Genomic DNA, 26092 nt, shown 5'->3' on the forward strand with positions numbered 1-26092 from the left:
ACTCCGGTCCCAGGCCTCGCTCGTAGCGGTCATTCGCTGAGCGCGGGACACGACGCGTTGCGGATGAGCTATAACGGCCGAGTACCAGCCAACCTAGCTGACGAGCGAACGGCCGTTGTATCTTGATACTGTTGAAAAAGTCGCTGGTCGTCTATTTCATGAGGTTTTTAGGGGTCCTCTTACCCTTGCCTGACATGTGGCAGCGGTCTGTAGACCGATCTGAGAGGTCGATTTTCGCGAAGGAGAACTGATAAAACGACGCGGCGACTTTTTCAACAGTATCTCTTGGAAACGGCCATTGAGACAGTGCCGGGTCGAAGGGCTCTTGTGGGTCGAGCTTGTGTGAAAACACGTCGATCGCCTAAACTGGATTAACTCATTCAGCTGGGTGACCGGATGAAGCGATTCATAGAAGGTGAAGATCGCAAGCAGGTGACGCTGCTTCCAGAATGCCTCGATGACTTTGTTGTTGAGGACAATCCGGTAAGGATTATGGAGGCATTTGTTGAAGAGCTTGATCTTGCATCATTGGGCTTCGATGGCGCAACGCCGTCGGTTACAGGTCGCCCGTCCTATCATCCAGCGGTGCTCCTGAAGATCTATATCTTTTGAGTTGATGTGGCTCACGGGCCGACTGGCGCCGGACTTCAAGACCATAGCCGACTTCCGTCGTGACAACGGTACCGGCATTCGCAACGTGTGTCGCCGCTTCGTGGTGCTTTGCCGTGAGCTGAAGCTGTTCTCGCAAGCGCTGGTCGCCATTGACGGCAGCAAGTTCAAGGCAGTCAATACGCGGGATCGCAACTTCACCGAGGGTAAAGTCGACAAGCGCCAGAGGCAGATCGAAGAGAGTATCCAGCGGTATCTGACCGCGCTGGAGACTGCCGATCGTACGCAACCCGCGGAGCTCGAAGCGAAGACGGCCCGATTGCAGGATAAGATCGCGCGCTTGCGCGAGCAGATGCGGAACCTTGATCAGATCAAGGAGCAGCTCAAGACGCAGCCTGACGGGCAACTCTCGATGACCGATCCGGACGCGCGCTCCATGGCAACGAGCGGCAAAGGCTCGGGAATGGTGGGCTACAACGTACAGGTGGCCGTTGACGCCAAGCACCATCTTATCGTGGCTCACGAGGTCACAAACTCTGGCAGTGACCGGGCGCAGCTGAGCCCCATGGCAAAAGCTGCGCGTGACGCGATGGGCAAGACAAGGCTGCGGGCGGTCGCCGATCGTGGTTACTACACCCGAACTCAGATCAAGGAGTGCGCCGATGCGGGGATTGCGGTCATGCGGCCGAAGCCGACAACGTCAGGTGCGAAATACCATGGCCGGTTCGACAAGGCAGACTTCATCTACATTGCGCGGGACGACGAATACCAATGTCCAGCTGGAGAGCGGGCAATTTACCGATACACCAGCGAGGAACACGGGATGCAGCTACATCGATACTGGAGCAGCGCCTGTTCGCAATGCCAAATGAAGTCACAGTGCACTCCCAGCGGACAACGACGGATAAGTCGATGGGAGCATGAGTCGGTGCTGGAGGCAGTTCAACGTCGGCTCGACAAGACGCCCGACGCGATGAGAGTGCGCAGGCGAACCGTCGAACATGTCTTTGGAACGTTCAAGCACTGGATGGGCTACACGCACTTCCTGACGCGCAGGTTGCCTAACGTAGGTACCGAGATGAGTCTGAACGTACTCGCCTACAATCTCGCTCGAGTGCTGAGAATTCTAGGTTTCAACAAGACGATGAAGGCAATGCGGCTGGTGGGTGCGTGAGCACCTCGTGGGTCCTAAACAAAGCCATTAAGCTTCTCTAGAACGCACCGGAGACGCTCACCCTCGTCGTCGCCGTGATGGCCGCAAAGGCAGCCAAACGAGCCGCTGGGGGCGCGGGCACGCCGCATTGTAATTTCATCGGGTTTCCACACAACCTGGGTCGGTTTGGTGCGTTCGCCGTCGGCCCGGGGACGGCCAGGAAGCGACATTCGCCGGCACCGACGCTCGGACATCGGGACGTCGGTTCCACGCAGATTGTGTTGAAAAAGTCGCCCGTGGTTCGGAATGTTCGGTATCCTGGAAGACATCGATCGGCGGGAGTGATTCGTCATGATGGGTCAACTGGGCAGTGGACAGGACAAACTCTTCTATTCGTTCAACCTTGATAGTCACGTCCCTCGCGAACACCTGTTGAGAGGCATTGATCACTTCCTCGACCTTCGCGATCTGCGCCAGCATCTCGCGCCGTTCTACAGTCCAATGGGACGGCCGTCGATTGATCCGGAGCTCATGATCCGCATGTTGATTGTGGGCTACTGCTTCGGCATCCGGTCCGAACGCAGGTTATGCGAGGAGGTCCATTTGAACCTTGCATATCGGTGGTTCTGTCGACTGGGTCTGGAGGACGTCGTACCCGAACACTCGACCTTCTCCAAGAACCGCCACGGTCGCTTCCGCGATAGCGATGTGTTACGCCATGTGTTCGAGTCGGTGCTGGGTCGCTGCATGTCCGAGGGGCTCGTAAAGGGTGAAGGTTTCGCGATTGACGCAAGCATGATCAGGGCCGATGCAAGCCCTGCACGCGGTGTCCCAGGTACTGAGCCCATCAACTGGGGTTGCGTCAAGGACCAAAGCCGCGCAGTACGGGAATATCTAAAGGTATTAGAGGAAGCGAATCCGGCCGGCGCAGACGCGGTCGAGGAGGCAGAGACATCGACACCTCCAAAGAGAATATCCCTGACCGATCCCGCTGCGAGCTGGACAGCCGCCAAGGGTAGCCCGGCGTTCTTCGCCTACTCGACCAATTATCTGATTGACCTGCAGGCAGGGATCATCGTTGACGTCGAGGCGACGCCCGCGAACCGCTCGCACGAAGTGGAATCAACCAGGACGATGATTGATCGCGTTGAGCGGCGGCACGATCTCAAACCCCGACGTCTTGCAGGCGACACCGCGTATGGCTCGGCAGCGATGCTTGCCTGGATGATCGACGAGAAGGAAATTGCACCACATGTTGCGGTCTGGGACAAAACGACGCGCAAGGACAACACATTGTCCAACAGCGAGTTCCAATGGGATGAACTGGCCAATGAATATCGCTGTCCCACCGGTCACACCCTACGCAGTGATCGGCGCAAGTTCAGAGATCCGCGCTCGCGCGTCACGAAGGCTGGCACGATCATCTATCGGGCAAGCCAGTTCGACTGCGAAAGCTGTTCGATGAAGGATCGCTGCTGTCCGAATACACCATTCCGCAAGATCGCCCGCAGCATCCATGAAGCTGCGCGTGACGAAACGAGGCATATTGCGAAAACGCCTGAATACAAGCGATCTTGCCGTGAGCGAAAGAAGGTGGAAATGCTCTTTGCCGATCTCAAACGCATTCTGAAGTTGGACCGTCTGCGCCTGCGGGGTCCAAGCGGCGCCCATGATGAATTCCTGATGGCGGCGACTGCGCAAAACCTGCGAAGAATGGCCAAGCGTTTCATGTCACGAAGCAAGCAGATGAACCAGGCAGTGGCATGACGAGAAACGAGGATCGTTGCCTCGCACAGGTTCGCCGCTTCGCCGATCGCCACAACTCGAAAACATGCCGCCAACTCCGGCGTCTCCGACAAAAACAAGACTTTTTCAACACAATCCGCAGGAAGCGGCCATTCGGTTCTCTGTACAGCTTGTGCCCGGGTCGCCTCTTGCGGTCCGGGATGAACGCGCGCGCCAAACCGCGCGTGCGCGTTCGCATTGCTGAAAACAGCTAGCGGAGTGCCAAGCGGCTCTTCCCGGCATCGAGCGCTAACGCGGCCCGTGCCGTTGCTTTGCGCCGCCGCCAGCGCCGTGGTCCTTGCCGGCCTTAGTATGATTCGCCGCGTGCTGTCCGCTGCCCGGCTTGCCGGTGGGCGTCGTTGCGGGCTTGCCAGAGTTTGCTTCGGCCTTGGCCTCCTGCTCGGTGCGATTATCGGGGGGCGCGGTTTTCATAATTGATCCTCCATTCGCTCATGGCGCGGTAACGATCCAGTGACGTGCGAGCCGCACACGTCGCCTGTCCAAAAAAGAGCAAGCGCCGTGTCGGGAGCGGCGCTTCGGTAAGTCACTTCGACGAAGACACGGCGGGCGTTTGCGCCAGCTCGGCTGCACGTTGCAAATGTTCCTTGCCGACTGGCACACCTCGCGCCGCGAATGCCTTGACGTCCGGGTCCTCGCCCTGCGCGGCCTCGCTGGCGTAGAGAGAGTTACCCATCCGATGAATGTGCAGTTGCGAGATCACATATTCGCGATCGAATTGCACCCTGGATAAATGCGACAGTTTCGAGTAGAGGGTGTGATTCGCGGGGTCCATCGCTTTCACAAGTCGGACGTGTTTCGCGTCCGCGAGTTGAGTGAGTTCGGCGTTGATCCGCGTATGTTCGGCGACCATGTGCTCGCCGAACGAGCGGACTTCCGGCGAACTGCCTCGGGTCGCTGCCAATTGACCTAGGTCGATTTCAGCGGTTGCGACGCACGCCGCCGTCAGCATGAACTGCTGATCCGTCGGCGCGACTTCGGCGCCAGACTGCATCAGGCGACACCCCGCTGCGGGGAGCGCGGTCGCACAACACAGCGCGACAAAGACGAAGAGCCGGCTTCGCGGCGCGTGGCGCGAGGTGCTGTGCGCCGGGGTTGAAGTGCAGCTAGCGCTGTCCATGCGATTCATTTCTGGCATCTCCCGGGTGCAACCGCCTGCGATGCCTAGGCAGCGGTCGTTGCTCGTCGAAGGCGATGGCTGGCTTCCCTCGCCCGCTCGATACGCGGCGCCTGGCCGCAAGTCCATCTGCACGACTTGCCGAGCATGGTGTATGCCTGACGCGTACGGCGATCCCGTTGAGACGCGCCGCGCACACAGCCCCGTTGAGCTTGGACGTGTTCCGTCTCGTACCAGACGTTGACCTCGCGCAGCGCCACCCCTAGACCGGACGGGTATTAAGGATCGAAGCGCTATCCCGGGTAACAGGCAGCGGTGCGGAGCGCCGCCAGCTCCTCATCGTGTGCGCACGCGTGGCGGGCGCCCTTGTTGCGCAGATCGGCGAGATTGCAGCACTGCCGGCGCTCAGCTGCCGTTCCGTGATTTGCTGCACGCCGCTCGTGGCGCAATCGGCGAGCGAGGGCACCAACGGCGCAAGCAGCTCATGCCACGCCGGATCCATTCATTTTTTCAGCTATAGCGCTAAGTCAAGGCGTCGCCGACAGCTGTCCCCTGGAACCGCGACGCCTTTGCGCGGCATGGCTATTGCGCAGGGAAGAACACGCGCATAGAAGCGCGGTTCCCTCTTATCAGGAGCACATTCATGACCGAACCTGCTGAACACCTACTTGACTGGCTGCGCGACGCTCATGCAATGGAGCAGCAGGCGGAGCAGATGCTTCGCGCGCAGTCTGGAAGGCTCGAACACTATCCGGAACTGAAGGCACGTATTGATCAGCACCTGGAAGAAACGCTCGGCCAGCAAAAAATCGTCGCGGAATGCATTGAGCGTCTCGGCGGCTCGACGTCCGTCATAAAGGATCTGACCGGCAAGATCATGGCGTTTGGTCAAGCCCTAGGCGGCATGACGCAGACCGACGAAGTGGTGAAGGGCGCGAACATGAGCTATGTCTTCGAGAATCTGGAGATCGCATCCTACACGGCGCTCATCGCCGCCGCCGACCGTTGCGGTGATATGGCGACCAAGGCCGCGTGCGAACGTATCCTGCCACAGGAGCACGCGATGGCGCAGTGGCTGCTGGAACATATCCCGATGATCACCGCGCAGTATCTGGAGCGCTCTGCCGCAGGCATGCAGGCAAAGAAATAACCATCATGCGTGGCGCCCAATGGTACGCGCGGTGCTCCCGTTTCGAACCCGGCGTGATTCGCACAGACGCGAGGCTTGATGACGACGCGCCGTCGTCGCCGCAACAGGCCGGCGCGAACCTGCGCTGAGGCTCGCAGCAGCGACCGTTGTTCAACGCGCCCGCATTCCCGGCGGTCCGCGGGACGACGCAACTTGCGCGGCGTCCGCGAAGGAGCTGTTCGGCTGACCACCAAAGTTCGGGCCATGCAGGGAACGCCAGACGTGCGTACGCTGGATGCGCTCCGCTTTCCGCAGGGGCACCGACGGGTGTAAACACCGCCTGGTCAAGAAGTACTGCGGGTAGCTAATTGAATTTCTTACGTGGAGCTAGTCATGCGAACCGTCTCGTCAAATGGAACAGTCTCGGCCCGTCGAAATCCCGTTGACTGGATCACCGGTGTACTCGTTATTGCAGGTGCGCTTATGTCAGCGGTCCTAAGCGTCGACTCGCCTTGACAGTTACCATACCAGGGCAAAAGCGCAAGCGGGCGCCATCGGTCCAACACGACCGATGCCGACAGCGCTTTTGATGGTCGGTCTCCGGCGGGACGGCTCGGACTAACGACAGATTGTCGCCCGTCCGTTGCAGGTACGCTGGCGATTGCCCCGCGGGCTAGTGACGGCCTGGCACGATTCAAGCTCCATTCTCCACACCGGGCTGTTCGTTGTATGGAGGAGGACGCAGTGACAAAGAGATCAGCCAGATCCCCGCGCTATCCAGCGCCTGACCAGAGGCAGCCCGTGCTCGAGGAGATCCAGAGACAGAAAATGGCGCGCTCGCCACACGCGTATGAACGGGGCACTGCCGCCCACTTTTATGCGTGGGTAGAAAGCCGCTCCGCTGGGACACTGCCCGACGGTCCGCCTGTATGGATCTGCGGTGACTGCCACGTCGGCAACCTGGGACCGGTCGCGGATGCCGACGGCGACGTTGCCGTCCATGTCCGCGATCTGGATCAGAGCGTGATCGGCAACCCGGTGCACGACCTGCTCCGTCTGGGCTTGTCATTGGCGACTGCCGCGCGCAGTTCCGATTTGCCAGGGGTAATCACCAGCCGCATAGCGGGCGCATTGCTCGACGGGTACGAACAGGCGTTCGACGACTCGCGCAGTGACGAGACAAGTCGCACACATCGGCCGAAAGTGGTGAGGATCGCCATGGAAGAAGCGCTGCACCGCTCGCGGCGTCAGCTCGCACGGCAGAACATCGACCATGTCAAACCCTTTATCCCGCTCGGTAAGCGCTTTTGGCCATTGTCAGACAACGAGAAGCTGGCCATCCAGGCGTTGCTGGAGTCCGAAAGTCCAACGCTCATTCGCACTGTGCTGAGTAAGCAGCTGAACGCAGAACCTGCGATACGTGTCCTCGACAGTGCGTACTGGGTGAAGGGGTGCAGTTCTCTCGGCCGGCGCCGCTTTGCAGTGCTGCTTGACGTCGGCGGCGCCTGTTCCGCTGGCGGCCCGCCATGCCTTATCGACATCAAGGAAGCGGTAGCGGCCATGGCGCCGATAGCTACCGGGCATCATATGCCTCGTGACAATGAAAGACGAGTGGTCGAAGGTGCGCGGCACTTAACGCCCTCACTCGGCGACCGCATGATACCGGCGCGGCTTGACGGCTGCGCCGTGGTCGTGCGCGAGCTAATGCCTCAGGATCTGAAGTTCGCGGCAGAACGGCTTTCCGAGTTAGACGCCGTCCGATCAGCACATTTTCTCGCCATTGTTATCGGTCAGGCGCACGCGGGACAGATGGATGCAGGCACTCGCAAAGCGTGGCTCGCGGAACTGCGAATGCGCCGACAAAAATCTTCCGATGCGCCATCGTGGCTGTGGCAGAGCATCGTGGAATTGCTAGTGAAGCACGAAGCAGAATATCTCGAACATTGCCGGCGCTATGCCCTTAAGAGACCGTTGTCGTAAGCGGGAAACCAGGAACAACTGAAGTTGACCCGTGAAAACGGACACCTATTCTTTTTGAAGAGGAGGTGTCGAAATGGGCAAGACTCGTACACCGTACCCGGCGGAGTTCCGGGCGCATATGGTGGAATTGGTCAAGGCCGGGCGTACACCGCAGGAGCTCGCGCTGGAGTTCGAACCGACGGCACAGACCATCGTCAACTGGTGCGCGCAGGCTGAGCGTGATGCTGGCGTACGGCATGACGGGCTGACCACGGCTGAACGGCAGGAACTGACGCGTCTGCGCCGTGAGAATCGCCAGTTAAAAATGGAGCGCGACATTCTCTCGCAGGCTGCGGCCTGGTTCGCGAGAGAGACGGGAGCCGTGCCACCGAAGGGTACGGATTCATGAAAGCGAACCGGGCCCGCTGGCCCATTGCCAGGATGGCACGGCTGCTCGGGGTCTCGACGAGCGGTTTCTACGCGTGGCTGGTACGCGAGCCATCGCAGCAAGCATCCAGCGATGCGCTGCTGCTGGCGCGCATCCGTACGCTGCATGCGAGCTCGCGCGGGACGTATCGCGCGCCACGTATCCACGCGCAGCTCGCACGCGAAGGCATGCACGTGGGACGCAAGCGGGTGGCGCGGCTCATGCGCATGGCAGGGTTGTGTGGGGCCAGCCGGCGGCGCTGGCCACGAACCACGCGGCAACGTGCGGGGGCACGGCGCGCACCCGACCTGGTACGCCGGCACTTCAGCGCTGATGCGATGAACGTGCTGTGGGTTGCAGATGCCACCTACATCCCGACTGACGAGGGCTTTCTGTATCTGGCCGTGGTGCTCGAGGTGTTCAGCCGGCGCATCGTTGGCTGGGCGATGTCCAATCATCTGTATACGGAACTGATGCTGCGAGCGCTGGACATGGCATTGCAGCAGCGCCACCACGATGGGGTGATTCTGCATTCGGACAGTAAGAATACGGGTACCAGATGTTTCCGGGCAGTCACCGTTTCGAAAGAGGGGCTTTCGGGAGAGGTCTGGTGCCGTAGAGCGTTCCGGGCGACCTGACCCACATTCCGATCGACTGAATGTCTTTCCCTGGACCCGTCGGTCCTCTGGAACTGCCGAACGGCGAGGTTTCACCTCGTCGATACGTGTGACTCAAGAAGGGCCTGACGCCCTGTCACTTTACTGTCTTGTCCAGGTACTCGATGCCGGTGAGATCCCGGGCGGTCACCCAAATTCCTCCGGGTGTGGTCACTTCAAACTCCCCCACCTTCCGGTCCGATCTGAGCAAGCCGACGTCGCCGATCGCACCACGTAGCAGGACGTTATTTTTACCTCCTTGGCCAGCCCGGGAGGTGGGAGTTGAACGTCTTGAAGCCGCATCAGCAAAGTACGGTGTTCACGTTGCTGGAACTCAACAAGAGCCAGCGCGAGATTCATCGGATCACTGGAATCGACCGCAAGACGATCCGCCGCTACACGGCGATCTTCGCTGCACGCGCAACTGCGTCCGCAAATTCCCCCATCCCCGCGACCATCGGCTTGGGCCCCTCAGATCAAACTCCTCCACTCCCGCGACCACCGGCTTTTCAGGCCGCGCCTGCCGAAACGCATAGCTTCAATTTTGCCCGCTCGTTGTGCGAGCCGCACCGGAAATGGATCGAAGAACAGGTTCGTCTGCAGCGAAACGCCCAGGCTATCTATCAGGATCTTGTCGACGAGTTCTCGTTTGCTGCGAGCTATGAGAGCGTCAAACGGTTCGTGCGCGCGCTGCGACACATCGATCCCGCGCAATTTGACCGGCTCGATTTCCTGCCCGGCGAGGAGGCCCAGGTTGACTATGGCGAGGGCGCTCCGACCCGCGATCCGAAGACTGGACGCTATCGGCGACCACGGCTATTCGTGATGACGTTGCGCTATTCGCGCCACAGTTTCCGGCGGGTTGTCTGGAAATCCGGGCAGGAGGTGTGGGCGCGACTGCACGAAGAAGCGTTCCGCTATTTCGGTGGCTGTGTTCAGTACGTCGTCCTCGATAACCTCAAGGAAGGGGTTATTACGCCGGACCTGTACGAGCCGGAGATCAATCATCTTTACGCCGCGATGCTCGAGCACTATGGTGTCGTCGCTGACCCTGCACGCATTCGGGATCCGAACCGCAAGGGTACGGTCGAGAACGCGATCCAGCATACGCAGGGCACCGCACTGCGTGGCAGGAGTTTCGACTCAATCGAAGAGCAGAACGCGTTCCTCGTGCGCTGGGAGGCGAACTGGGCATCGAAGCGCTTGCATGGGCGCGCCCGCCGTCAGGTCGAGTCGATGTTCGAGGAGGAGAAGCCGCACTTGCGGGCATTGCCCCCGACTGGATTCCGCTACTTCAAACAGGTGGTTCGCACTGTCTCCGACGACACTACCGTTCGCATCGACCACAGCTGGTACGCGGCCCGTCCTGCCGCGATTGGCAGCACCGTGCTGGTGCGCATCTTCGATTCAACCATTGAAGTTCGCGATCGGCAGACACAAGCGCTGCTACGCATTCACCCGCGCTTCACCGAGCCCGGTCAATTGCTACTATCCGAGGACGAGCGTCCGTTCAACCCGTCCCGGCAAACGGCCTTCCTGCTCTCAGCTGCAGGGGACATCGGGCCGCAAACGAAGGCACTCTGCCAGAGGATGTTTGACGCCCAGGGACGCGTTGGCCAGCGGGGTATGTGGGGCATCGTCGGTCTCGCGAAGAGATACCCCACCCGCATCGTTGAACAAGCCTGCGGCCAGGCACTGCAGTATCACCTTCAATCCTACAAACAGGTTCGCAAGCTGGTCGAGCGACTGTTCGAGCATGCGCTGGAACAGCTTGATCAGGCGCCCCAGTTCGCTTTGCCTCTTACCCAGGATCACGCGCTAATCCGTCCAGCGGCCGAATACGGCGAACTGTTCAGTCTCGGCGCGCGACAGCAACTCAACCCATTGTCGGTGAACAACGGAGAGACCAACGAATGACCATGTCGATGCCCGAAATCGAGCGTTCGCTCAAACAGCTCCACCTGTCTGGCGTGCGCGACACGCTGGAGACCCGCGTATTGCAGGCGCAGGCGGCAAATCAACCGTTCCTCGAAACCTTCTCGATCATTCTGCAGGACGAGCTGGACCGTCGCCAGTCCCGGCTGATCGAACGTCGGCATAAGCAGTCCGGCCTTGACGAGAAGCTCACGTTCGCCGAGTTTGACTGGACATTCAATCCGAAACTCCCGCGTCAGGCGTGTCTGGAGTTGCGAACGCTGAAGTTCGTTTCTGCTGGCGAGAATGCACTTCTCATCGGCAAACCTGGCACGGGCAAATCGCACGTCGCGAAGGCCGTCGCCAACCAGGCCGTGATGCAGGGCTATAAGGTCCAGTATCTCGAGACCGACGACTTCTTTGCGCGTTTCAGCCTGAGCGAACCCGACCAGCAGGAGAAACGTCTGCGCAACATTCTCGACTGCGATCTGCTGATTCTGGACGACCTGTTTCTGTCACGATCGATTCCGGATGCCGCTGGTGCTCTACTGCAAACCCTCGTTCATCAACGATACAAAATACGCCGCAGCACCATCGTCACGTCCAACCGCGTTGTCCAGGACTGGGGTGCCTACCTCGGTGATAACACCATGAGCAGCACCATTCTCGACCGACTCATGCACCATTGCCACTCGCTTGAATTCGACGGCCGAAGTTACCGCCTGAAGGAGGCTGCTGAAACCCTTGCGCGCAAAACTAAAGCGAGCTAAAAAACAACCTTGTCCTGCTGTCGGGTGGAGGAGTTTGCGCGACCACAAGTGGGGGAGTTTGAAGTGACCATCCGGGGGTGAGATCGCCCATATCCTATCGGCAACCGGAGCGAGGCTGTATGAAAGAAGAACAGGCTACTGCTGGCCGTCGCAGCATCGTAGGCGGCGTTGATACGCATAAGGATCTGCATTTCGCGGCTGTGGTTGACGAACATGATCGCCTTCTCGGCAGCGAATGCTTCCCAACCACGCGGCACGGCTACAAGCAGATGTTGCTTTGGATGCGCTCATTCGGTGAGCTTGTCCGGGTCGGCGTCGAGTGCACCGGGAGCTACGGCGCGGGCTTACTGCGCTACCTGCAGCAGGCCCATGTAACCGTGCTGGAGGTAACCGCACCGGATAAGAGCGACCGGCGCAAACGTGGCAAGGACGACACGCTGGACGCCTACAACGCGGCTCACGCTGCCTTCGCCGGCGTGCGTACCGTCACGCCCAAGACGCGCGATGGCATGATTGAGTCGCTACGCGTTCTGAAAGTCTGCCGGAAGACGGCCATTTCGGCGCGTCGCGTCGCTTTACAGCTGATCCACAGTACCATCATCAGCGCGCCCGATGAATTACGTGAATCACTACGCGCGATGACACGAATGCAGCTCATCCAAACATTGGCTGCGTGGCGTCCGGATCTGTCCGACTATCGGAACCTGACCTCTGCTTGCCGAATTGCACTGAAGTCACTGGGACGTCGGTATCTGGACTTGCACGACGAGATTGCCGACCCCGACGTCATGATCGCAACGCTCGTGGACGAACTCGCCCCCGATCTTGTCTCGCGAAATTCGATTGGTTACGAGTCGGCTTCGCAACTGTTATTGACCGCAGGCGATAACAGCGACCGGCTTCAGTCAGAGGCCAGCTTCGCCGCCCTTTGTGGCGTGAGCCCCGTCCCGGCGTCCTCCGGTAAGGTGACGCGACATCGGTTAAATCGCGGTGGGGATCGCGCAGCCAACAGCGCCTTGCACATCATTGCCATCGGTCGCTTGAGAACCGACGCTCGCACAAAGGCCTACGTCGCCAAACGTGTCGGCGAGGGGCATTCGAAACTTGAAGCAATCCGCTGCCTCAAGCGCTATATCGCGCGGGAGGTCTACTACGTAATCCAGCAACGCAACCGCCAGATCACGCAGGCTCAAATTACCGCTTGATCTTTAGAAGGGCGTCCAGGGCTGTCAGTACACGTCCATTGCCTTCGGCCGACGTTGTCGCGAGGCCGGCGTGCAACCGTCAATGGGGACCGCCGGCGACGCCTATGACACTCAGTCCAAAATACGCCTTGAACGTCGTTCCGATCCGACCCAGCCTATGATTGGCCGCGCTGCCTTCGCGTTGACCTGTCGATTGGATTCGACGTTCCCCGAGCGTTGCCGAGCCCAGCGTCTGTGACCTGATAGGAGCTTCGTATTGCGCCGTGAGTGTCCTGTCCTGCGATTGGGGTTGGCGATGCGTTCACCCACAAGGAAGACACGAATGGAACAAGTGGAAGTGATTTTAGGCGTTGATACCCATCTGGATGTTCATGTTGGAGCCGTCATCAATCAGACGGGAAAACTGCTCGGAACCCTCACTGTTTCGGCAAGTGCAAGCGGATACCTGGATCTGCTCATCTGGGCGCAATCGTTCGGCGTGCTTCGTCGCGCCGGCGTAGAAGGGACCGGCACGTATGGCGCCGGGCTGACGCGCGTCCTGCTGGATCATGAGATTGAAGTCCGGGAGGTAAATCGGCCGGACCGCGCGGATCGCAGGTTTCGAGGCAAATCCGATACCACCGACGCCGAAAGCGCTGCACGCGCCGTGCTTTCAGGCAAGGCCGCAGCGATCCCGAAAGACAAATCGGGCGCTGCTGAGGCTATGCGCGCTGTCACCGTCTCACGGCGAAGTGCTGTTAAGGCGAAAACCCAAGCCATCAATCAGCTGAGAAGCTTGCTCGTCAGCGCACCTCAAGACATTCGCGAGCGCCTTTCGAGCACAAAGATCGCCGAATGCGTTGCGAACTGCGCTCGCGTCAGGTCGCTGGGCAACACTCCTATGTTGCAGACTCTGGCCATCACGCTTCGCTTGCTGGCGAAGCGGTGGATGGCTTTGGAGGATGAACTGAAGGCGCTTGATGCAATGTTGGAGAAGCTTACCAACCAGTACGCTCGTCGGCTTAGGGGGCGCTTCGGTGTCGGACCTCACACCGCCGCGATACTCGTTACTGTTGCGGGCGACAACCCTGAACGACTAAAAAATGAAGCGTCTCTCGCAGCGCTTTGCGGAACGAGCCCTCTCCAGGCGTCATCTGGTAAAACAGTACGGCATCGACTGAATCGCGGGGGAAACCGTTCTGCAAACAACGCGCTATGGACAATAGCGATGGTCCGCATGCGCAGTGACCCGAGAACCAAAGCGTACGTGCAACGTCGCACCCATCAGGGTATGTCGAAGAAAGAAATTCACCGCTGCTTGAAGCGGTACATAGTCAGAGAACTCTATCCTCTCATTCTCGCCGATCTAGCGGATTCCAAAGCCTTCGCTTGACATAGGAGCGTCAACGCGATGTGTGAGTCGTTCTTCGGCACGCTCGAGGCAGAGCTGCTATCGCGCGAACACCTTGCAACTCATGAGCAGGCGCGTCGGCGCGTGTTCTCGTTCCTGGAAGGTTGGTACAACGTACGCCGCCTGCACAGCAGCATCGGGTATTGCTCGCCGCTCGAATTCGAAAACCTGCATGCGCCGCATCAGCCCTCGCCACAGCGCGGGTTGCCTACCGCCGGGCAGCGTCAGGGTCGAGAGAAGCGACCCGCCGCCCGGCCGTGGACAACCCGCGAGTCAACCCTTAACGGAGGCCAGACCAAATCGAATCGCTGACTACAAATCTGTCCGTCAAACCGGGTCAACCTCAAACAACGCGCTTGCCAGTTTCCGACGTTCTGGTTGCAACGGACTCTCGAACTTTTCCCGAATCACCAGCATGCCCGGAAAAAAATGGCCTGCCAAAGGTAGGCCGCACGCCTTCAGGGGCGCTAACCGGTGCGCGGGAGCCATCGCGCACCGTTCCCATCGCGCTGATGCAAGCTCAGCCCGAGTAAGATCTTCGGGTGGCGACCCACTTCATCGGCCATCCGCAGTTTGCTCTATTCATCACCTGCTTCCTGCCCTGGTTTGCCCGGCAGACTAGCCAGACACCGCTGCAGCCTGACTTCGACGAGTGACCCTATCTCCGCCAAGCGGTAGCCCAGAGCTGACACTGCGCCTGACGAAGGCGCCGATAGTCTGCTCGTTCGCGACAGGTCGCTCCAACCCTCCACCTCGAGAACGGCTAATCCCTCCGTCGATCTGATGAGTGCTTCCGCTTGGACGATCCCAGAGGGGGTAAGCGAAACCAGTGTCAGCCGCACCACGACGGGCTCACTCAAGATGTCCTTACCGTTTTGCATCGTCGCGGCCCTCAGCAGACCGCGACACATAGGCGGCGACAGTATCCGGAAGGTGCTCCAGCAGCCACCGCCCCATCTCGACTTCCCGAGGAAGGATCTGCTCACAGATCTTCCTGGTTTCATCGTCGCCCGCAGCGTGCGCCGCAGCGATCAGCGCAGTATAGGCGGCGATTTCCGTGTGTTCGAACACAAATCCCCTCATCGCGCCTTTCACAACCTCATCGCTCATGGTCATTCCGCCGACCGCCTGACCGAAGGCAACTATCTCGCCCGTCATGCCCTTGATCAGCGATGGGCCGGTGCCAAGGCGCGTCAGGCAATGCTCAAGCAGTGCCTGCTGCTCCAACGTTTCCTGCAGATGCTGCTCAATACGCGCGCGCACGTCGGGGTAGTTTTCCAGGCGGGACGCCTGAGCCTTGAGCATTGTCTCGGCCTGCTTTTCCATCGCATACGCGTCGCGCAACCAGTCCACGAGATGTGCGTTTGGGTTTGCCATGGGGACCTCTCACAACCGCATCGCGCGCGGCCTGCGCGCTCTGGCTCAGGCCAGCGCTTCCGGAAAGCGCGCAACGGCCGTTCCTGCCTGCCTACGGCAGCCGGGTAGGCAAGCGCATGAGAATGCTTATCGCAAATATGGCTGTGCGCGAAGCGTCGCGGTATTTGGAAAAGGCGCCCGTCGGCCTGGCGCCGTGCCACGGGGTCAACCACTGGTTACACTGTCACTGTAAAACGTACGTTACCGCGTGCGTCGCCTTCCGTGACGCAAGCAATCACCTGAGGAGGCGGCATATCATGGCCAGGCCCCGTCTGAAATTCCCCGTTGCTGCGGGCGCCATGGACGCTATAGGCGATCCGGGCGCTGGCTACCGCATTTATCCTGGCTATCAGCGTACGCCGGCGGGACGATACGTCGGTACGCTTAAGGTCGTCAGATTAAGAGATAGCAAGCTGCTTTATCCATTCGACGGTGTAGCGGAGATAGGGCCCTGCAGCACTGGCAGCGAGGCGCGCCGGGCAGCCGAGCGGATTGGCGTTAACGTGGTGTTGGCCGACGCCAGAAGCCCCGAGCCGTGACGTGGATGCATGTACAGGACAACCTCCTGGCAGCGGTCCACCCGTCCCTCGCTTCTAACCGTGCACGTTCATTCTACAGCGAAGAACCGTGTTCCCCTCACTGAACAGACCGAGAGTGTCCGACCTCTCTTACCTTTCTGCGTGCGGGGAAAGGACCGGTGCGGTACGCCAGCCCAGAAGCGCAGTGATACGCGTCTAGAGTTTGCTTCGCACGCCCCTGCTACGGCATGGGCCTTGCGCAAAGAATGTGCAGGACTGTGCGGGGGACCTGCGGCAGAAGCGATATGGAAAACTCACGTACAAAGCAGGCGTCCCTTCAAGCCGATTACTGCGGTTACTTCATTTCATCCACGGCACAGCAAAACGAATCAGGCGCATGGGTTCCGCGCGTTGAGGTAACGCTGCGCGGACGGCCCATTACTTTGAGCCCCGAGTGCCCGAATCTGGCGCAGCCTACCGGCGAGGAGGCGGTGCGTAAGGCGCTGGCTTGGGCGCGTCACCGCATTGATGGTCGCGAGCTGCCAGTGTCGGACAACCGCAACAGACTGCTAAGCAAAAAGCAGTGAAAGTCGGAATGCACTGCCATCGCGAAAACGGATGAAATATGAACCGCCTGCCGTTGTCGATGCTCAGGCCGATCCAGGATGGAGTCGAACGACCGGGTGCATCGATTCGACGAAGACGGGAAGCGTTGCGACGTCGGGGAACATCGGCTGAACGTCAGCGACATGGTTGATGACCCATATCACAGCCTCGCCGCAATTGCGCGCCGCGCGAGGGCCTATCGCAAACCGCAATGCGCTTAGTGGCAGCTTCGTGTGATCCGAATTCTGCGGACCCGGGTACTGTTCACCGGAAAAGGGCCACCGCGTGGCCTCTTCACTGGCTTTGCTGCGGTCCATCAAGGTCGCAGGAAGCGGTGATGCGCGAAAAGTGTCGAGATACGTCAGATGCCGACGCCTTTAATGTCCGGCGGCGACATGGTTACGGACTGAGCTTTTGCATGCCCGATCCGTAGCCTATCGACCGCGATGATGCGAGTGGCTCTTAACTTTAGTGGCAAGTGTCAGCGCGAGACTGATCGATCGGGCCACTGCCGCCGGGTCTGGCAGGAGCCAAGCCGGCGCCGCGGTGGCCTGATGGGTCGGTCACGTTTGTCGGTGGATGCTGACCTGCGGGCGCACTGGCGCCTCGCTGGCAGGCAGTTTCATTTGGCCCGCTGTCGGGTTCTGGAGAATCTCCCAATCGCCGGTCTAACGCACGATTCCCTGCCGCGGCGCTTTCCTCACCGTAAGCACCGGCTCGTGCTGGCATGCCGCATGCACAACGTCGCACACGGGAGGTTACTCGTGGTGCCGTTGTCAGATCTAGTGTCCCGAACGCCCGGCCCATGGTCCGATCGCCGCGTTGCATTGAACGGCGACTGTCTGCGGCTGCTCGTCGTGGACGACAACTGCAACGCCGCGCTGGCCATGGCCGCCTACCTGAGTGCGGAAGCAGTCGAGGCTCGCGCGGTGTTCGGCGGTCTGGAGGCGATCGACATGGTGCGCGAGTGGACGCCTCACGTCATTCTGATGGATATTACGATGCCGCATTGCGACGGTTACCAGGCAACTCATGCACTGCGCCAGGACCCCGTGTACCGGCCAGGTTGTCATCATCGCTCATACGGCACGGGACGAAACCGAGGTGCGCCGCCACCAGGTCATGGGCGACGAATTCGACGGCTACGCGCAGAAAGGGTGGCCGCCGGCCCAACTACTCGCGCTGGTCCGGATCCTTGCAGCCTGAGCTGGCGCATTGCAGGAATTGAGATATCGGGCTGGTGCGTAGAATCGACGGAAAATGCAGCTCGTGTTCACGCGGTCCAGTCTACTGCGGCGGCCGGCGCTACAAGCTTACTGGAGATAGCAATGGGCCTTTCCGACTTTATCGAAGCTGACCTTCGCGGCCTGATCGAGGACTGGGCCGACTGTGCGCTCGCCCTCACCCAGGAGGGTAGTCAGCTCACGCGGCGCGAGCTGCGCAATTCGGCGGCGGACATCCTGATGTCGGTTGCGGCGGATATGCGTGAGGCGCAAAACCCGGCGCAGCAACAGACCAAATCGCGCGGCGAGAAGAATACTGGACACTCGGCTTTCGGCGATGTCGCGCATCGGCATGCGGACGATCGCCTGTCCCACGGTTTCAGCATCAACGATGTGGTTTCCGAATTCCGTGCGCTGCGCGCCACAGTGTTGCGTCGCTGGCAGAAGACGTCACCCAGCGGGGCCACTGCGTTCCAGGAGATGATCCGTTTCAACGAGGCGATCGATCAGGTGCTGGCCGAATCGGTACGGCACTATGCATGGCGCACCGAGCGTATCCGTGACCTGTTTGCAGGGGTGCTGGCCCACGACCTGCGCTCTCCGCTGGGCGCGATTCTGAACTCGGGTGAGGTGCTGCTGCATGACGACAATCTGTCTCCGGCCGGCGTGAAGGCGGTGGCCTTCGTCCAGCGGGGCGCGATGCGGATGAAGCAGATGATCGACGATCTGCTCATTTTTACACGCACGCGCCTAGGCGACGCACTGCCAGTCAGCTTTACACCGCAGGACATGGGGCGAATCTGCAACGATGCGATCGACGAAGTGCGCGCTTCATTTCCCAACGCGCAGATTGAACTGCGCCTTAAGGGCGAACTTGGAGGCAGATGGGACGGCAGCCGGCTCGGGCAACTGGTGGTCAACCTGGTGACAAACGCGGTTCGCTACGGATCCGGAACTGTTGTCGTCGAAGCCGGCGCTTTCGATGGACAGATGACGCTCGCGGTGTCCAACGAGGGCGACCCCATCCCGGAGCAGGCCCTGTCCACACTGTTCGACCCGCTGACACGCGCGCGCATGCCCAACCGAAGCGGGACGGCTGCGGGCATGGGCCTGGGCCTGTACATCTGCCGCTCCATTGCCCGCGCGCATCAGGGAACAATCGGAGTTACCTCGTCCCGAAGCGGAACCTGCTTTACCGTCTGCCTGCCGTGTTCGCCAGCATGATGCCGACCCCCGTACGATGTTGTCGATGCCGCAGAGGAGGAGAGCTTCTTTTATAACGCTCGTTCGTTTAGGTCGTTATTAGCGCGGCCACGTCAAAAAAGTGACGCTCGTACGTCCGTTCTGGCACAAATGCTTGCTCGCGGAACTAACGTCAAGTTTGTCCGGAGCGCTGGGAAGCTCTAGGTAAGCCGGCACCGGGCGACGTGACGGCGCCAGCTCGAGGTGCCAGTTCGGCCGTGCGAACTCAAACACGCGAGTAAAGCTTGCCAAGTGGCCTGGTCGAGTGACGGGTCCGCGCGTTTCCTGGGAAAATGCATTAAAAGCGGCCGCCCGTTTGTAGCGCCCATGCAGCTGGAGGCGCAGATTCGCAACGCCCTGCGCCGTATTGGGAACACAGTTGGAGCAAACCGGGGACGCTGTCTGGTGGGACAGTCGTAAACCGGCCCCTCATCGGACGCTGGACGCCTTCGTCAGACAATGCGTCATAGGGGTAAGCGGCATCTCTCAAATTCACTGCCAGCCGTTCCACTGCGCATCTCAAAACAGCGGACCGCTCGCTCGAGGGGTGCAATCGACACAAGACCTTCATAACCCGATTGCGCTCTCTCGCTAAATGCGCCGAAAGCAGGAGCATCTGCTGGAAAACGAAGAACAGCGGCGCCCGGGAGTCCTCGGGGAGCCGGGTAAGAAGCGGCAGAAAGGGCCTAGGCCCGGTCATGTTCGCCGCGCCGACCATCACGCAGGCAAGGCGTGCCCACTCACGCTCCGAAAGACCGAGCACCGCGCCCTCCGGGATTCCCGACGCCAGTTCAACGACCTCCGTGAAGCCCTTCGCTCCCTTGGCTCGATTCGCTTTGACGCACATCACCATAAGGTTGCCGGGCGCATAGGCGCCATCATTGTTGATCCTATCGACCGACCAGTCACTCTCGGTCAAGGCAGCATGTGTCATGGCGATCAATGTGATCGGACACATCGTGCAGTCGATCCTTTTCAGGTAGGCAGGAGTGACTTCCTGGTCGAGAATGCGGTGGCGCCGAAATGCGTTCAGACGAAGTTGCAACCATTTCGACACGAAGCGATCGGGAACATGCTGCGGAACTCGAAAATTCTCACGTCCAGCACGGTATCCAGGAAGTACACTTCGCTCGCTGGACGCGCGGTCCAATCCACGGCCGAATCGAGCGAAATCCCAACCGATGTCAAATCCGGTTTCCGCAACACTGACAGTTTGCATCGGGTTGCCCCCCGCGACTAGTCGCCCAAGAAAAAAACGCATGCGTTCCCGCGGGCCCCGCGTGATGATGACAGTAACCGTGCCCCGCCATCGTGGGCCGCGGGGCGCATTGCCGCGCTTCACTAATACGCTCGAAACGACTTCGGGACAGCCGCTAGCGCGTTGGTGGCAAGAACAACTCTCTCTCCGGTTCGTCAACTGCTCTCGTCACAATGGCGAACTTCTACGCCGCTCCAGCAATGGGGTGGCTCTTCTATGCCCCCAGCGAACGACTGTTGCACTCGATCGAGGGACGCCCATGGCAGTCGTGCTGACTGGCCGAAGCGGGTCGGCATGCGGCAATCGGCTCTGCGAACTCATCGCCGGAAAGCGGCCGTTGGTTATTCACCGCCCGAGAACAGCCAGTCGTCAACCCGCACTGCCCACCCTGACCCGCCGTTCGGGCTTGGCCGGGCGCTACGGCCGGTTTCATGGTGCAACGGTCATACACCTGCAGGAGAGAGCGACGACTGCGAAAGCCGGCGACTTTTCGCGCAGCATCGTAAGTTCGGCGTCCGTCCGGTCCCACTAGCTTTCCTTCTCAAGTCTTTATATGGCGTCGGTCGTGGACTAAAAAGGCGTAGACGCCCTACATAAAGACTTGTAGCAGAGACCTGCATCTCGACGTATGCCCTATGCTTTGACAGTCCGGTGTCGTAAAAATGAAATGACGCTCTTCATATCATTTGTGGGTCACGGCCGCTGAAATCTCGGACGACACGGAGGGGCGTCGTCCGATTATCCGGGAGCGACCAGACGGTATTGGCGGCACTCCCCGATCGACGGGAATCTGCCGGGATTGGCGCCAATGGCTCTATGTTCTGTGCATTCCCAACACTAGGAGCGCGATCATGGTCAACATCCGTACCCGAGCAGCTGTACTCATGTGCTTGGCAGGATCCCTCCTCGCCGGTTGCGCCGCGCCAGAGAGTCACCTTACGAAGCGGGAGGTCGTCTTGCCTTCCGGGACGACTCCGGGAGCTAGTCCGTATTCGCCAGGTCTGCGCGTCGGTAACACCATCTATATTTCCGGGCAGATTGCCGGCGAGGCAGGACCCGACATCCGTCCTCAAACTGAACTAGCCCTCAAAAAAGTCCAGGCCATTATCGAGGCCGCTGGAGCAACGATGGCCAGTATCGACAAATGTACGGTGTTTCTCACGCGCCAGACGGATTTCGCGGGTATGAATGACGTCTGGCGGAACGCGTTTCCGTCGAACCCACCGGCCCGTTCAACGGTGATAGTTGCGGCCCTCGCGCGCCCGGAGTTTGTTATTGAACTGGACTGCATAGCTCATGCGTAAGCGCGGGGAGCGTTAGCTACGCCAAGCGCCGCAGCGACTCACGTACCGAACCAGGAAACGGAATCGGTTCCGATCTATAGGGCGAGGAGCCGGCTTGAGTCACGCGAAATCGGTGGCGATCGGCATTCACGTCTTCTCGCAGCGAACGTACACGTCCCAGCGTTTGCCGGCATTCTGTAGCGGCTCCAGCAAGACCAATCTCATTTCCGCCAGTTTTGCTCCGATTCGCGCCATGCATTCCTCCGAAGTCGTAACAAGCCGTTTGAATTCTCGGCCGACTTACAGAGCGCGATCAAGCCATTTCTGCGACAAATTGCCGATGTAAGCGTGACTCAGGCGCAACGTGCTAGCCATGCTATCAGGTTTGGATATCTACTCATGCGCTGTGCGACCTCCTGAGTCTTCATGAGCAGGTCAAGCTGACAGGAGACCGAAATATCTGCAATCGACTTCGCGTCACCGGCCAGCCATGTGCCGTCATTAAGGAGGGTCTCCATTGAAGCTAGATGCGCGTCAAGCCTGTCAAGGACCTGGGATAAGGATTGCCGGCCGAGGCCTTCGTTGCGGAGTTTTTCTACGATACATTTTTCTGACGACAATCCCGACCGGAATGCGCTCCCAGCTCGGCCGTCCCAAACATAGGCTTTCAATATGCTCTGCGAGTGCGACAGGATCACCCATTCGCAATGTGGCCATGGCATACCAAAAGAGCGACTCGTCGGCCCAGTCTTCGATAATCATCGCCATTGCCCGAGACCGGGGATCTGTCGGTACCACCGAAGGTACCGGCACACGGGTTTCGAGGAAAGCAAGAATGTCCGTGCTGTCCTGTATACGTTCGCCCTCATAGTCAAGCACGGGCAATTGGCCGACAGCCGAAAGTGCCGCTGCCCGGCGCCCGAGCAAACCATTGTAATTAACCACTGAGAATTCGATTCCCTTGTGGCTCATGACCTTTCGGACCTTCGCGCAGAACGGAGACCTTTCCCATTGGTGCAAAATGACAGCCGGCATCAGCGAATTCTCCTTCGCCGCTCGAAGTTGGTTCGAGCGACGCAAGACCGCATCGAGCCATTCCGGCTCCTGTGGGCGCACGACCTATTTGAAAATCAGTATAGGCAGGCACGCCTCGGACGAAGACGATATCAAAGTGATCTGACGAATTTCGTCGGACGCGGCGGCTACCGGGGATGTACTGTCTAACACTGCACGGGCAGACGCAACTATCGGACAGCAGATAGTGGAGGATCGTTGCCGACGTTGACTGTTCCCGGTTAGTCAACGCTTGTTTGTCAAACGAATGGCCATCTGGCGATGCCGAGCTGACGTCCAAATGTCCGAGCGACGACAGGGGCGAATGACTCTTCTTGGGCCGGGTTGAGGCGGAGCCACCCGCAATTCGTTTGCCGGAAAACGGTCATTGACTAAGGGCAGATAAGTCCTCGGCCAGCCGAACTGGACGACGACCTCGACCGTCCCTTCATGGCCGATACTGTTGAAAATCTATGGCCACCCCCATTTTTGCAACCCGGATCTTTGATGTAGTGGTTGGCTTGCCTAAATCTATCCGGCGTCTTTGAGGGAAAAGGGTTCCCGCGCCACGATGAGAGCCGCGCCTGACGATCCTGAAAAAGTCGTCGACTTCCAGAGTCAATTCAACAGGCAGGTTGTTCGTCGGGCCGTTATGCCGTTCACGTCATCAAATTGCAACAGTCGCAAAACCAGATGGGTGTCCGTGATGCAAAATGGAGACCAGAGTGTCAAACGGGTGTCACAGGCCCTCTCGCGTCGAATGTAGTGTTGCGGGTCGCCAGCGCCCAGGCGGTTCGGGCAAACTTGTTCGCCAGTGCGCAGGCGACCACATTTGAATGCCGTCGTCCCCGCAGTGTACGAACCCAATCGGCGAGCGGCCCGCTTTGGCGATCGAGTCGCTGCATGTAGACGCGGGCACACTGGACCAACAATCGCCGGATATTCTTGTCTCCCCGTTTGCTGATTCCGAGCAGATTTGCCTTGCCGCCAGTGCTGTACTGGCGCGGTACCAGGCCGATCGACGCGGCAAAGTCCCGACTGCTCCCGTACTGCTTGCCGTCACCCATTTCAGCGGCCAGTACGCTCGCGGTGATCGGACCGACACCGGGAATCGACAGGAGACGCTGGCCGAGGTCGTCGTCGTCGAGCTGGCGAACCAACTCCCGTTCGATCACGCTGATCTGTTCGCTGAGGTACTTGAAGTGCGCATGCAGGTGCTCGAGGATCACGACCAGACGCGGTGGCAGCGTGTGTTCGGCCAGCACTGTGGAAAGGTGCGTGATGACGGCCCGGCCAACCGGGAGGCTGACACCGAACTCAAGCAGGAAGCCATGCATCTGATTGCTGGTCTTCACCCGATCGCGCACGAGTGACTCACGTACCCAGAGGTGGCCCCGTTCGTTCGGACAGTTTTTTCGATTTTTAAGTGGAACGCTGGGTGGTCACGCTGCCAATTTAATCGCGGGCAGCATCGCGAAGTAAGCTTCATCCGGGGTCTTGTTCGATAGACTTGAATGAGGCCTTTGCTGGTTGTACCACGTCAGGTAATTAGCGATGGACTTCCGTGCCTGGCCGACGGACTCATAGGCGTTCAAATATATCTCTTCGTACTTCACGCTGCGCCACAGCCGTTCGATAAAAACGTTGTCCCGCCAACTTCCCTTGCCATCCATCGACAAGGCGATTCCGCGCGAGAGGACCGCGTCGGTGAAGACGGTACTGGTGAATTGGCTGCCTTGATCGGTGTTGACGATCTCAGGCAATCCATATTTCGCGAATGCTTCTTCAAGCGCTGCCACCGCATGTTCAGCTTCCATCGTGATCGCGACTCGGTGCGCTAAAACACGGCGGCTGGCCCAATCGATCACAGCAGTGAGATACACGAAGCCGTGTGCCATAGGCACGTATGTTGTGTCCAATGCGTACACCTGGTTGCTACGCTCGATCTTCCGATTGCGCAGCAGGTATGGCCAGATCTTGTGAGCCAGATGTTTGCGGCTCAAGTTCGGCTTGCGATATAGCGCTTCGATGCCCATTTTGCGCATCAACGTGCCGACGTGCTTGCGTCCGACCACTATGCCCTCTCGCTTGAGCAGGCGCATCAACATGCGCGCGCCGGCAAACGGGTGCTCCAGGTGCAACTCGTCGATGCGGCGCATGAGCGCCAGATCCGCGGCACTGACCGGGCTCGGCGCGTAGTACGCACTGGATCGGCTGATGCCGACCAGCTTGACCTGCCGGGAAACCGGCAGGGGGTGAGCACGATCAATCATTTCTTTGCGCTCAGCAGGCCTGCCTTGCCGAGCGCGCCGGACAAAAAATCATTCTCCAGCGCCAATTGGCCGATCTTCGCGTGCAACGTCTTCAGGTCCACCGGCGGCTCATTGACGGGCGCGCCCGCCGCGCCGAACACATCGGCCGCTCGTTCTTGCAACTGCCGCTTCCATTCTGTGATCTGGTTCGGATGAACCTCAAACTGCTGCGCCAATTCTGCCAGCGTACGCTCGCCGCGTACGGCTGCCAGTGCCACCTTCGCCTTGAACGCCGCTGAGTGCGTGCGCCGGGTTCTCTTCGTCATCGTCTGGTTTCCTTTGTAGGCATTATGCCCATTTCAGAACCCAGCGATTCCACCTAACCGACTGTCCAGATCTCCGGGGCCACCTCTCCCGGTGCAAGGCCGACAGAGTTTGCTGGGATTCTGTCTTGGGCGTCACGAATCGCATGGACGGGCGCGAAGCGGCTTCGCAGATTGCCTCGGCGTCCACGAAATCATTCTTGTTGCTCTTGACGAACGGACGCACGAACTGAGGCGAGATCAGTTTGATGTGGTGTCCAAGCGTTGCAAGCTTGCGGGCCATGTAGTGCGCGCCGGCACAGGGCTTCCATGACCGCGGTGCACGGTTGCAACGTGGCAAAGAATTCGATCAGTTGCTTTCGGCCCACCTTCCTGCGGAATACGGCTTTACCGTGCCGATCCTGTCCGTGAAGGTGAAAGGAGTGCTTGCCCAGATCAATCCCAACCAGCGTGACTTCTTGCATGATAGCTTCTCCGCGTGAGGAAATACTCCGCAAGCGTAACCCGCTCGTGAGGCGGGGGTGGCCATCTCATTAAGAGGCGTTAACAGGTGCGACGCGTGTCGCCGTCCGCCGGACGTAAATCGGCAATGCAATGGATGGCAAAGCTCTTCTCTGCCTTGTCACATTCAACAACCTGAATATCGGAGTTTGAAGCCGTGACCTGCTGTACGACCAGCAGTTGCCTACCCGGACGTGCGCGACTGGTAACGGTCGGGTTCGAAGCTTCGGGGACAACGTACCCGCCCTACGGGCGATTCACTCGGGTGACCGGGAAGGAATCGAC

General features: G+C 59.6%; 22 protein-coding genes and 4 pseudogenes. 17 read left to right on the top strand and 9 right to left on the bottom strand.

The window, feature by feature from the left end; translation table 11 throughout:
- Nucleotides 1–396: 396 nt before the first annotated feature.
- Together RW095_RS38255 and RW095_RS38260 are read left to right on the top strand one after the other, a co-directional pair.
- A pseudogene (locus RW095_RS38255) lies at nt 397–1783 on the top strand (IS1182 family transposase).
- A gap of 330 nt (nt 1784–2113) precedes the next feature.
- On the top strand, nt 2114–3529 hold the full coding sequence (locus tag RW095_RS38260) for an IS1182 family transposase (protein WP_317020839.1): 1416 nt from the start codon (nt 2114–2116) through the stop codon (nt 3527–3529).
- 267 nt (nt 3530–3796) lie between these two features.
- On the opposite strand, the gene RW095_RS38265 is transcribed toward RW095_RS38260, so the two are convergent.
- Complete coding sequence (locus tag RW095_RS38265) at nt 3797–3979, bottom strand: hypothetical protein (RefSeq protein ID WP_317020840.1); 183 nt, start codon at nt 3977–3979, stop codon at nt 3797–3799.
- A gap of 112 nt (nt 3980–4091) precedes the next feature.
- Nucleotides 4092–4559, bottom strand: coding sequence for a DUF4142 domain-containing protein (locus RW095_RS38270; RefSeq protein WP_317020841.1), 468 nt, complete (start codon nt 4557–4559; stop codon nt 4092–4094).
- A 766-nt stretch (nt 4560–5325) separates the two neighbouring features.
- Here RW095_RS38270 and RW095_RS38275 point away from each other — a divergent pair.
- The 9 genes from RW095_RS38275 (at nt 5326) to RW095_RS38315 (ending at nt 14444) form a co-directional block, all read left to right on the top strand.
- Nucleotides 5326–5832 (top strand): ferritin-like domain-containing protein, encoded by a 507-nt coding sequence (locus RW095_RS38275; RefSeq protein WP_317020842.1) that lies wholly within the window; start codon nt 5326–5328, stop codon nt 5830–5832.
- Nucleotides 5833–6555: 723 nt separating this feature from the next.
- Nucleotides 6556–7791, top strand: a complete 1236-nt coding sequence (locus tag RW095_RS38280; RefSeq protein WP_317022819.1) for a DUF2252 family protein — start codon at nt 6556–6558, stop codon at nt 7789–7791.
- 73 nt (nt 7792–7864) lie between these two features.
- On the top strand, nt 7865–8179 hold the full coding sequence (locus tag RW095_RS38285; protein ID WP_317016305.1) for a transposase: 315 nt from the start codon (nt 7865–7867) through the stop codon (nt 8177–8179).
- Nucleotides 8176–8835 carry an IS3 family transposase gene (locus tag RW095_RS38290; RefSeq protein ID WP_317020843.1) on the top strand — a complete coding sequence of 220 codons (660 nt, stop codon included), beginning with the start codon at nt 8176–8178 and terminating at the stop codon, nt 8833–8835. Before RW095_RS38285 ends, RW095_RS38290 begins: the two co-directional genes overlap by 4 nt.
- Before the next feature lie 300 nt (nt 8836–9135).
- Nucleotides 9136–10770 carry an IS21 family transposase gene (gene istA, locus RW095_RS38295; RefSeq protein ID WP_317020844.1) on the top strand — a complete coding sequence of 545 codons (1635 nt, stop codon included), beginning with the start codon at nt 9136–9138 and terminating at the stop codon, nt 10768–10770.
- Complete coding sequence (gene istB, locus RW095_RS38300; protein WP_317020845.1) at nt 10767–11537, top strand: IS21-like element helper ATPase IstB; 771 nt, start codon at nt 10767–10769, stop codon at nt 11535–11537. Before istA ends, istB begins: the two co-directional genes overlap by 4 nt.
- Nucleotides 11538–11656: 119 nt before the next feature.
- Nucleotides 11657–12742 (top strand): IS110 family RNA-guided transposase, encoded by a 1086-nt coding sequence (locus tag RW095_RS38305; RefSeq protein ID WP_317020846.1) that lies wholly within the window; start codon nt 11657–11659, stop codon nt 12740–12742.
- Nucleotides 12743–13064: 322 nt separating this feature from the next.
- Nucleotides 13065–14114: an IS110 family RNA-guided transposase gene (locus tag RW095_RS38310; RefSeq protein WP_317014819.1), complete on the top strand. Its 1050-nt coding sequence runs from the start codon at nt 13065–13067 to the stop codon at nt 14112–14114.
- An 18-nt stretch (nt 14115–14132) separates the two neighbouring features.
- A complete protein-coding gene (locus tag RW095_RS38315) occupies nt 14133–14444 on the top strand; it encodes an IS3 family transposase (protein ID WP_317020847.1) in 312 nt (103 codons plus the stop codon).
- Nucleotides 14445–14999: 555 nt separating this feature from the next.
- Here the strand turns inward: RW095_RS38315 and RW095_RS38320 are convergent.
- Nucleotides 15000–15485, bottom strand: coding sequence for a ferritin-like domain-containing protein (locus RW095_RS38320; RefSeq protein ID WP_317020848.1), 486 nt, complete (start codon nt 15483–15485; stop codon nt 15000–15002).
- Nucleotides 15486–15847: 362 nt separating this feature from the next.
- Here RW095_RS38320 and RW095_RS38325 point away from each other — a divergent pair, with 362 nt between their 5' ends.
- From RW095_RS38325 to RW095_RS38340, 5 genes and pseudogenes are all read left to right on the top strand, one after another.
- Entirely contained in the window at nt 15848–16087 is a 240-nt protein-coding gene (locus RW095_RS38325) for a DUF6723 family protein (RefSeq protein WP_317022820.1), read from the top strand.
- 284 nt (nt 16088–16371) lie between these two features.
- The gene (locus tag RW095_RS38330) at nt 16372–16653 is read left to right on the top strand and encodes a DUF6566 family protein (protein WP_317020849.1); all 282 of its coding nucleotides are present in this window, start codon (nt 16372–16374) and stop codon (nt 16651–16653) included.
- 78 nt (nt 16654–16731) lie between these two features.
- The gene (locus RW095_RS41615) at nt 16732–16893 is read left to right on the top strand and encodes a ParB-like protein (protein ID WP_394365178.1); all 162 of its coding nucleotides are present in this window, start codon (nt 16732–16734) and stop codon (nt 16891–16893) included.
- Nucleotides 16894–17559: 666 nt separating this feature from the next.
- Nucleotides 17560–17664 (top strand): annotated as a pseudogene (locus RW095_RS38335) (response regulator); the annotation flags it as partial.
- A gap of 336 nt (nt 17665–18000) precedes the next feature.
- A complete protein-coding gene (locus RW095_RS38340) occupies nt 18001–19119 on the top strand; it encodes a sensor histidine kinase (protein ID WP_317022822.1) in 1119 nt (372 codons plus the stop codon).
- Between the two features lie 316 nt (nt 19120–19435).
- On the opposite strand, the gene RW095_RS38345 is transcribed toward RW095_RS38340, so the two are convergent.
- On the bottom strand, nt 19436–20356 hold the full coding sequence (locus tag RW095_RS38345) for a hypothetical protein (protein WP_317020850.1): 921 nt from the start codon (nt 20354–20356) through the stop codon (nt 19436–19438).
- 890 nt (nt 20357–21246) lie between these two features.
- On the opposite strand from RW095_RS38345, the gene RW095_RS38350 reads away from it, so the two are divergent.
- Complete coding sequence (locus RW095_RS38350; RefSeq protein WP_317020851.1) at nt 21247–21699, top strand: RidA family protein; 453 nt, start codon at nt 21247–21249, stop codon at nt 21697–21699.
- 332 nt (nt 21700–22031) lie between these two features.
- On the opposite strand, the gene RW095_RS41620 is transcribed toward RW095_RS38350, so the two are convergent.
- From RW095_RS41620 to RW095_RS38370, 5 genes and pseudogenes are all read right to left on the bottom strand, one after another.
- Nucleotides 22032–22196: a glutathione binding-like protein gene (locus RW095_RS41620; protein ID WP_394365179.1), complete on the bottom strand. Its 165-nt coding sequence runs from the start codon at nt 22194–22196 to the stop codon at nt 22032–22034.
- 25 nt (nt 22197–22221) lie between these two features.
- On the bottom strand, nt 22222–22713 hold the full coding sequence (locus tag RW095_RS38355; protein WP_317020852.1) for a glutathione S-transferase family protein: 492 nt from the start codon (nt 22711–22713) through the stop codon (nt 22222–22224).
- A 746-nt stretch (nt 22714–23459) separates the two neighbouring features.
- Nucleotides 23460–24113: pseudogene (locus RW095_RS38360) on the bottom strand (IS110 family transposase); the annotation flags it as partial.
- Between the two features lie 60 nt (nt 24114–24173).
- Nucleotides 24174–25309, bottom strand: a protein-coding gene (locus RW095_RS38365; RefSeq protein WP_394364999.1) for an IS3 family transposase whose coding sequence is annotated in 2 segments (ribosomal slippage) — nt 24174–25045 and nt 25045–25309 — 1137 coding nt in all. Because the reading frame shifts where the segments join, the coding sequence is not laid out codon by codon here.
- A gap of 82 nt (nt 25310–25391) precedes the next feature.
- Nucleotides 25392–25770, bottom strand: a pseudogene (locus RW095_RS38370) (IS110 family transposase); the annotation flags it as partial.
- Nucleotides 25771–26092: the final 322 nt, after the last annotated feature.

The organism is Paraburkholderia kirstenboschensis, assembly GCF_032806925.1.
Classification (GTDB): domain Bacteria; phylum Pseudomonadota; class Gammaproteobacteria; order Burkholderiales; family Burkholderiaceae; genus Paraburkholderia; species Paraburkholderia kirstenboschensis.

Excerpts from the sequence above, each read along its gene's own strand:
- RW095_RS38260 (WP_317020839.1), top strand. The coding sequence starts at position 2,114 with ATGATGGGTCAACTGGGCAGTGGACAGGACAAACTCTTCTATTCGTTC.
- RW095_RS38265 (WP_317020840.1), bottom strand. The coding sequence starts at position 3,979 with ATGAAAACCGCGCCCCCCGATAATCGCACCGAGCAGGAGGCCAAGGCC.
- RW095_RS38270 (WP_317020841.1), bottom strand. The coding sequence starts at position 4,559 with ATGCAGTCTGGCGCCGAAGTCGCGCCGACGGATCAGCAGTTCATGCTG.
- RW095_RS38275 (WP_317020842.1), top strand. The coding sequence starts at position 5,326 with ATGACCGAACCTGCTGAACACCTACTTGACTGGCTGCGCGACGCTCAT.
- RW095_RS38285 (WP_317016305.1), top strand. The coding sequence starts at position 7,865 with ATGGGCAAGACTCGTACACCGTACCCGGCGGAGTTCCGGGCGCATATG.
- RW095_RS38290 (WP_317020843.1), top strand. The coding sequence starts at position 8,176 with ATGAAAGCGAACCGGGCCCGCTGGCCCATTGCCAGGATGGCACGGCTG.
- istB (WP_317020845.1), top strand. The coding sequence starts at position 10,767 with ATGACCATGTCGATGCCCGAAATCGAGCGTTCGCTCAAACAGCTCCAC.
- RW095_RS38305 (WP_317020846.1), top strand. The coding sequence starts at position 11,657 with ATGAAAGAAGAACAGGCTACTGCTGGCCGTCGCAGCATCGTAGGCGGC.
- RW095_RS38310 (WP_317014819.1), top strand. The coding sequence starts at position 13,065 with ATGGAACAAGTGGAAGTGATTTTAGGCGTTGATACCCATCTGGATGTT.
- RW095_RS38315 (WP_317020847.1), top strand. The coding sequence starts at position 14,133 with ATGTGTGAGTCGTTCTTCGGCACGCTCGAGGCAGAGCTGCTATCGCGC.
- RW095_RS38325 (WP_317022820.1), top strand. The coding sequence starts at position 15,848 with ATGGACGCTATAGGCGATCCGGGCGCTGGCTACCGCATTTATCCTGGC.
- RW095_RS38330 (WP_317020849.1), top strand. The coding sequence starts at position 16,372 with ATGGAAAACTCACGTACAAAGCAGGCGTCCCTTCAAGCCGATTACTGC.
- RW095_RS41615 (WP_394365178.1), top strand. The coding sequence starts at position 16,732 with ATGGAGTCGAACGACCGGGTGCATCGATTCGACGAAGACGGGAAGCGT.
- RW095_RS38340 (WP_317022822.1), top strand. The coding sequence starts at position 18,001 with ATGGGCCTTTCCGACTTTATCGAAGCTGACCTTCGCGGCCTGATCGAG.
- RW095_RS38345 (WP_317020850.1), bottom strand. The coding sequence starts at position 20,356 with ATGCAAACTGTCAGTGTTGCGGAAACCGGATTTGACATCGGTTGGGAT.
- RW095_RS38350 (WP_317020851.1), top strand. The coding sequence starts at position 21,247 with ATGGTCAACATCCGTACCCGAGCAGCTGTACTCATGTGCTTGGCAGGA.
- RW095_RS41620 (WP_394365179.1), bottom strand. The coding sequence starts at position 22,196 with ATGGAGACCCTCCTTAATGACGGCACATGGCTGGCCGGTGACGCGAAG.
- RW095_RS38355 (WP_317020852.1), bottom strand. The coding sequence starts at position 22,713 with ATGCCGGCTGTCATTTTGCACCAATGGGAAAGGTCTCCGTTCTGCGCG.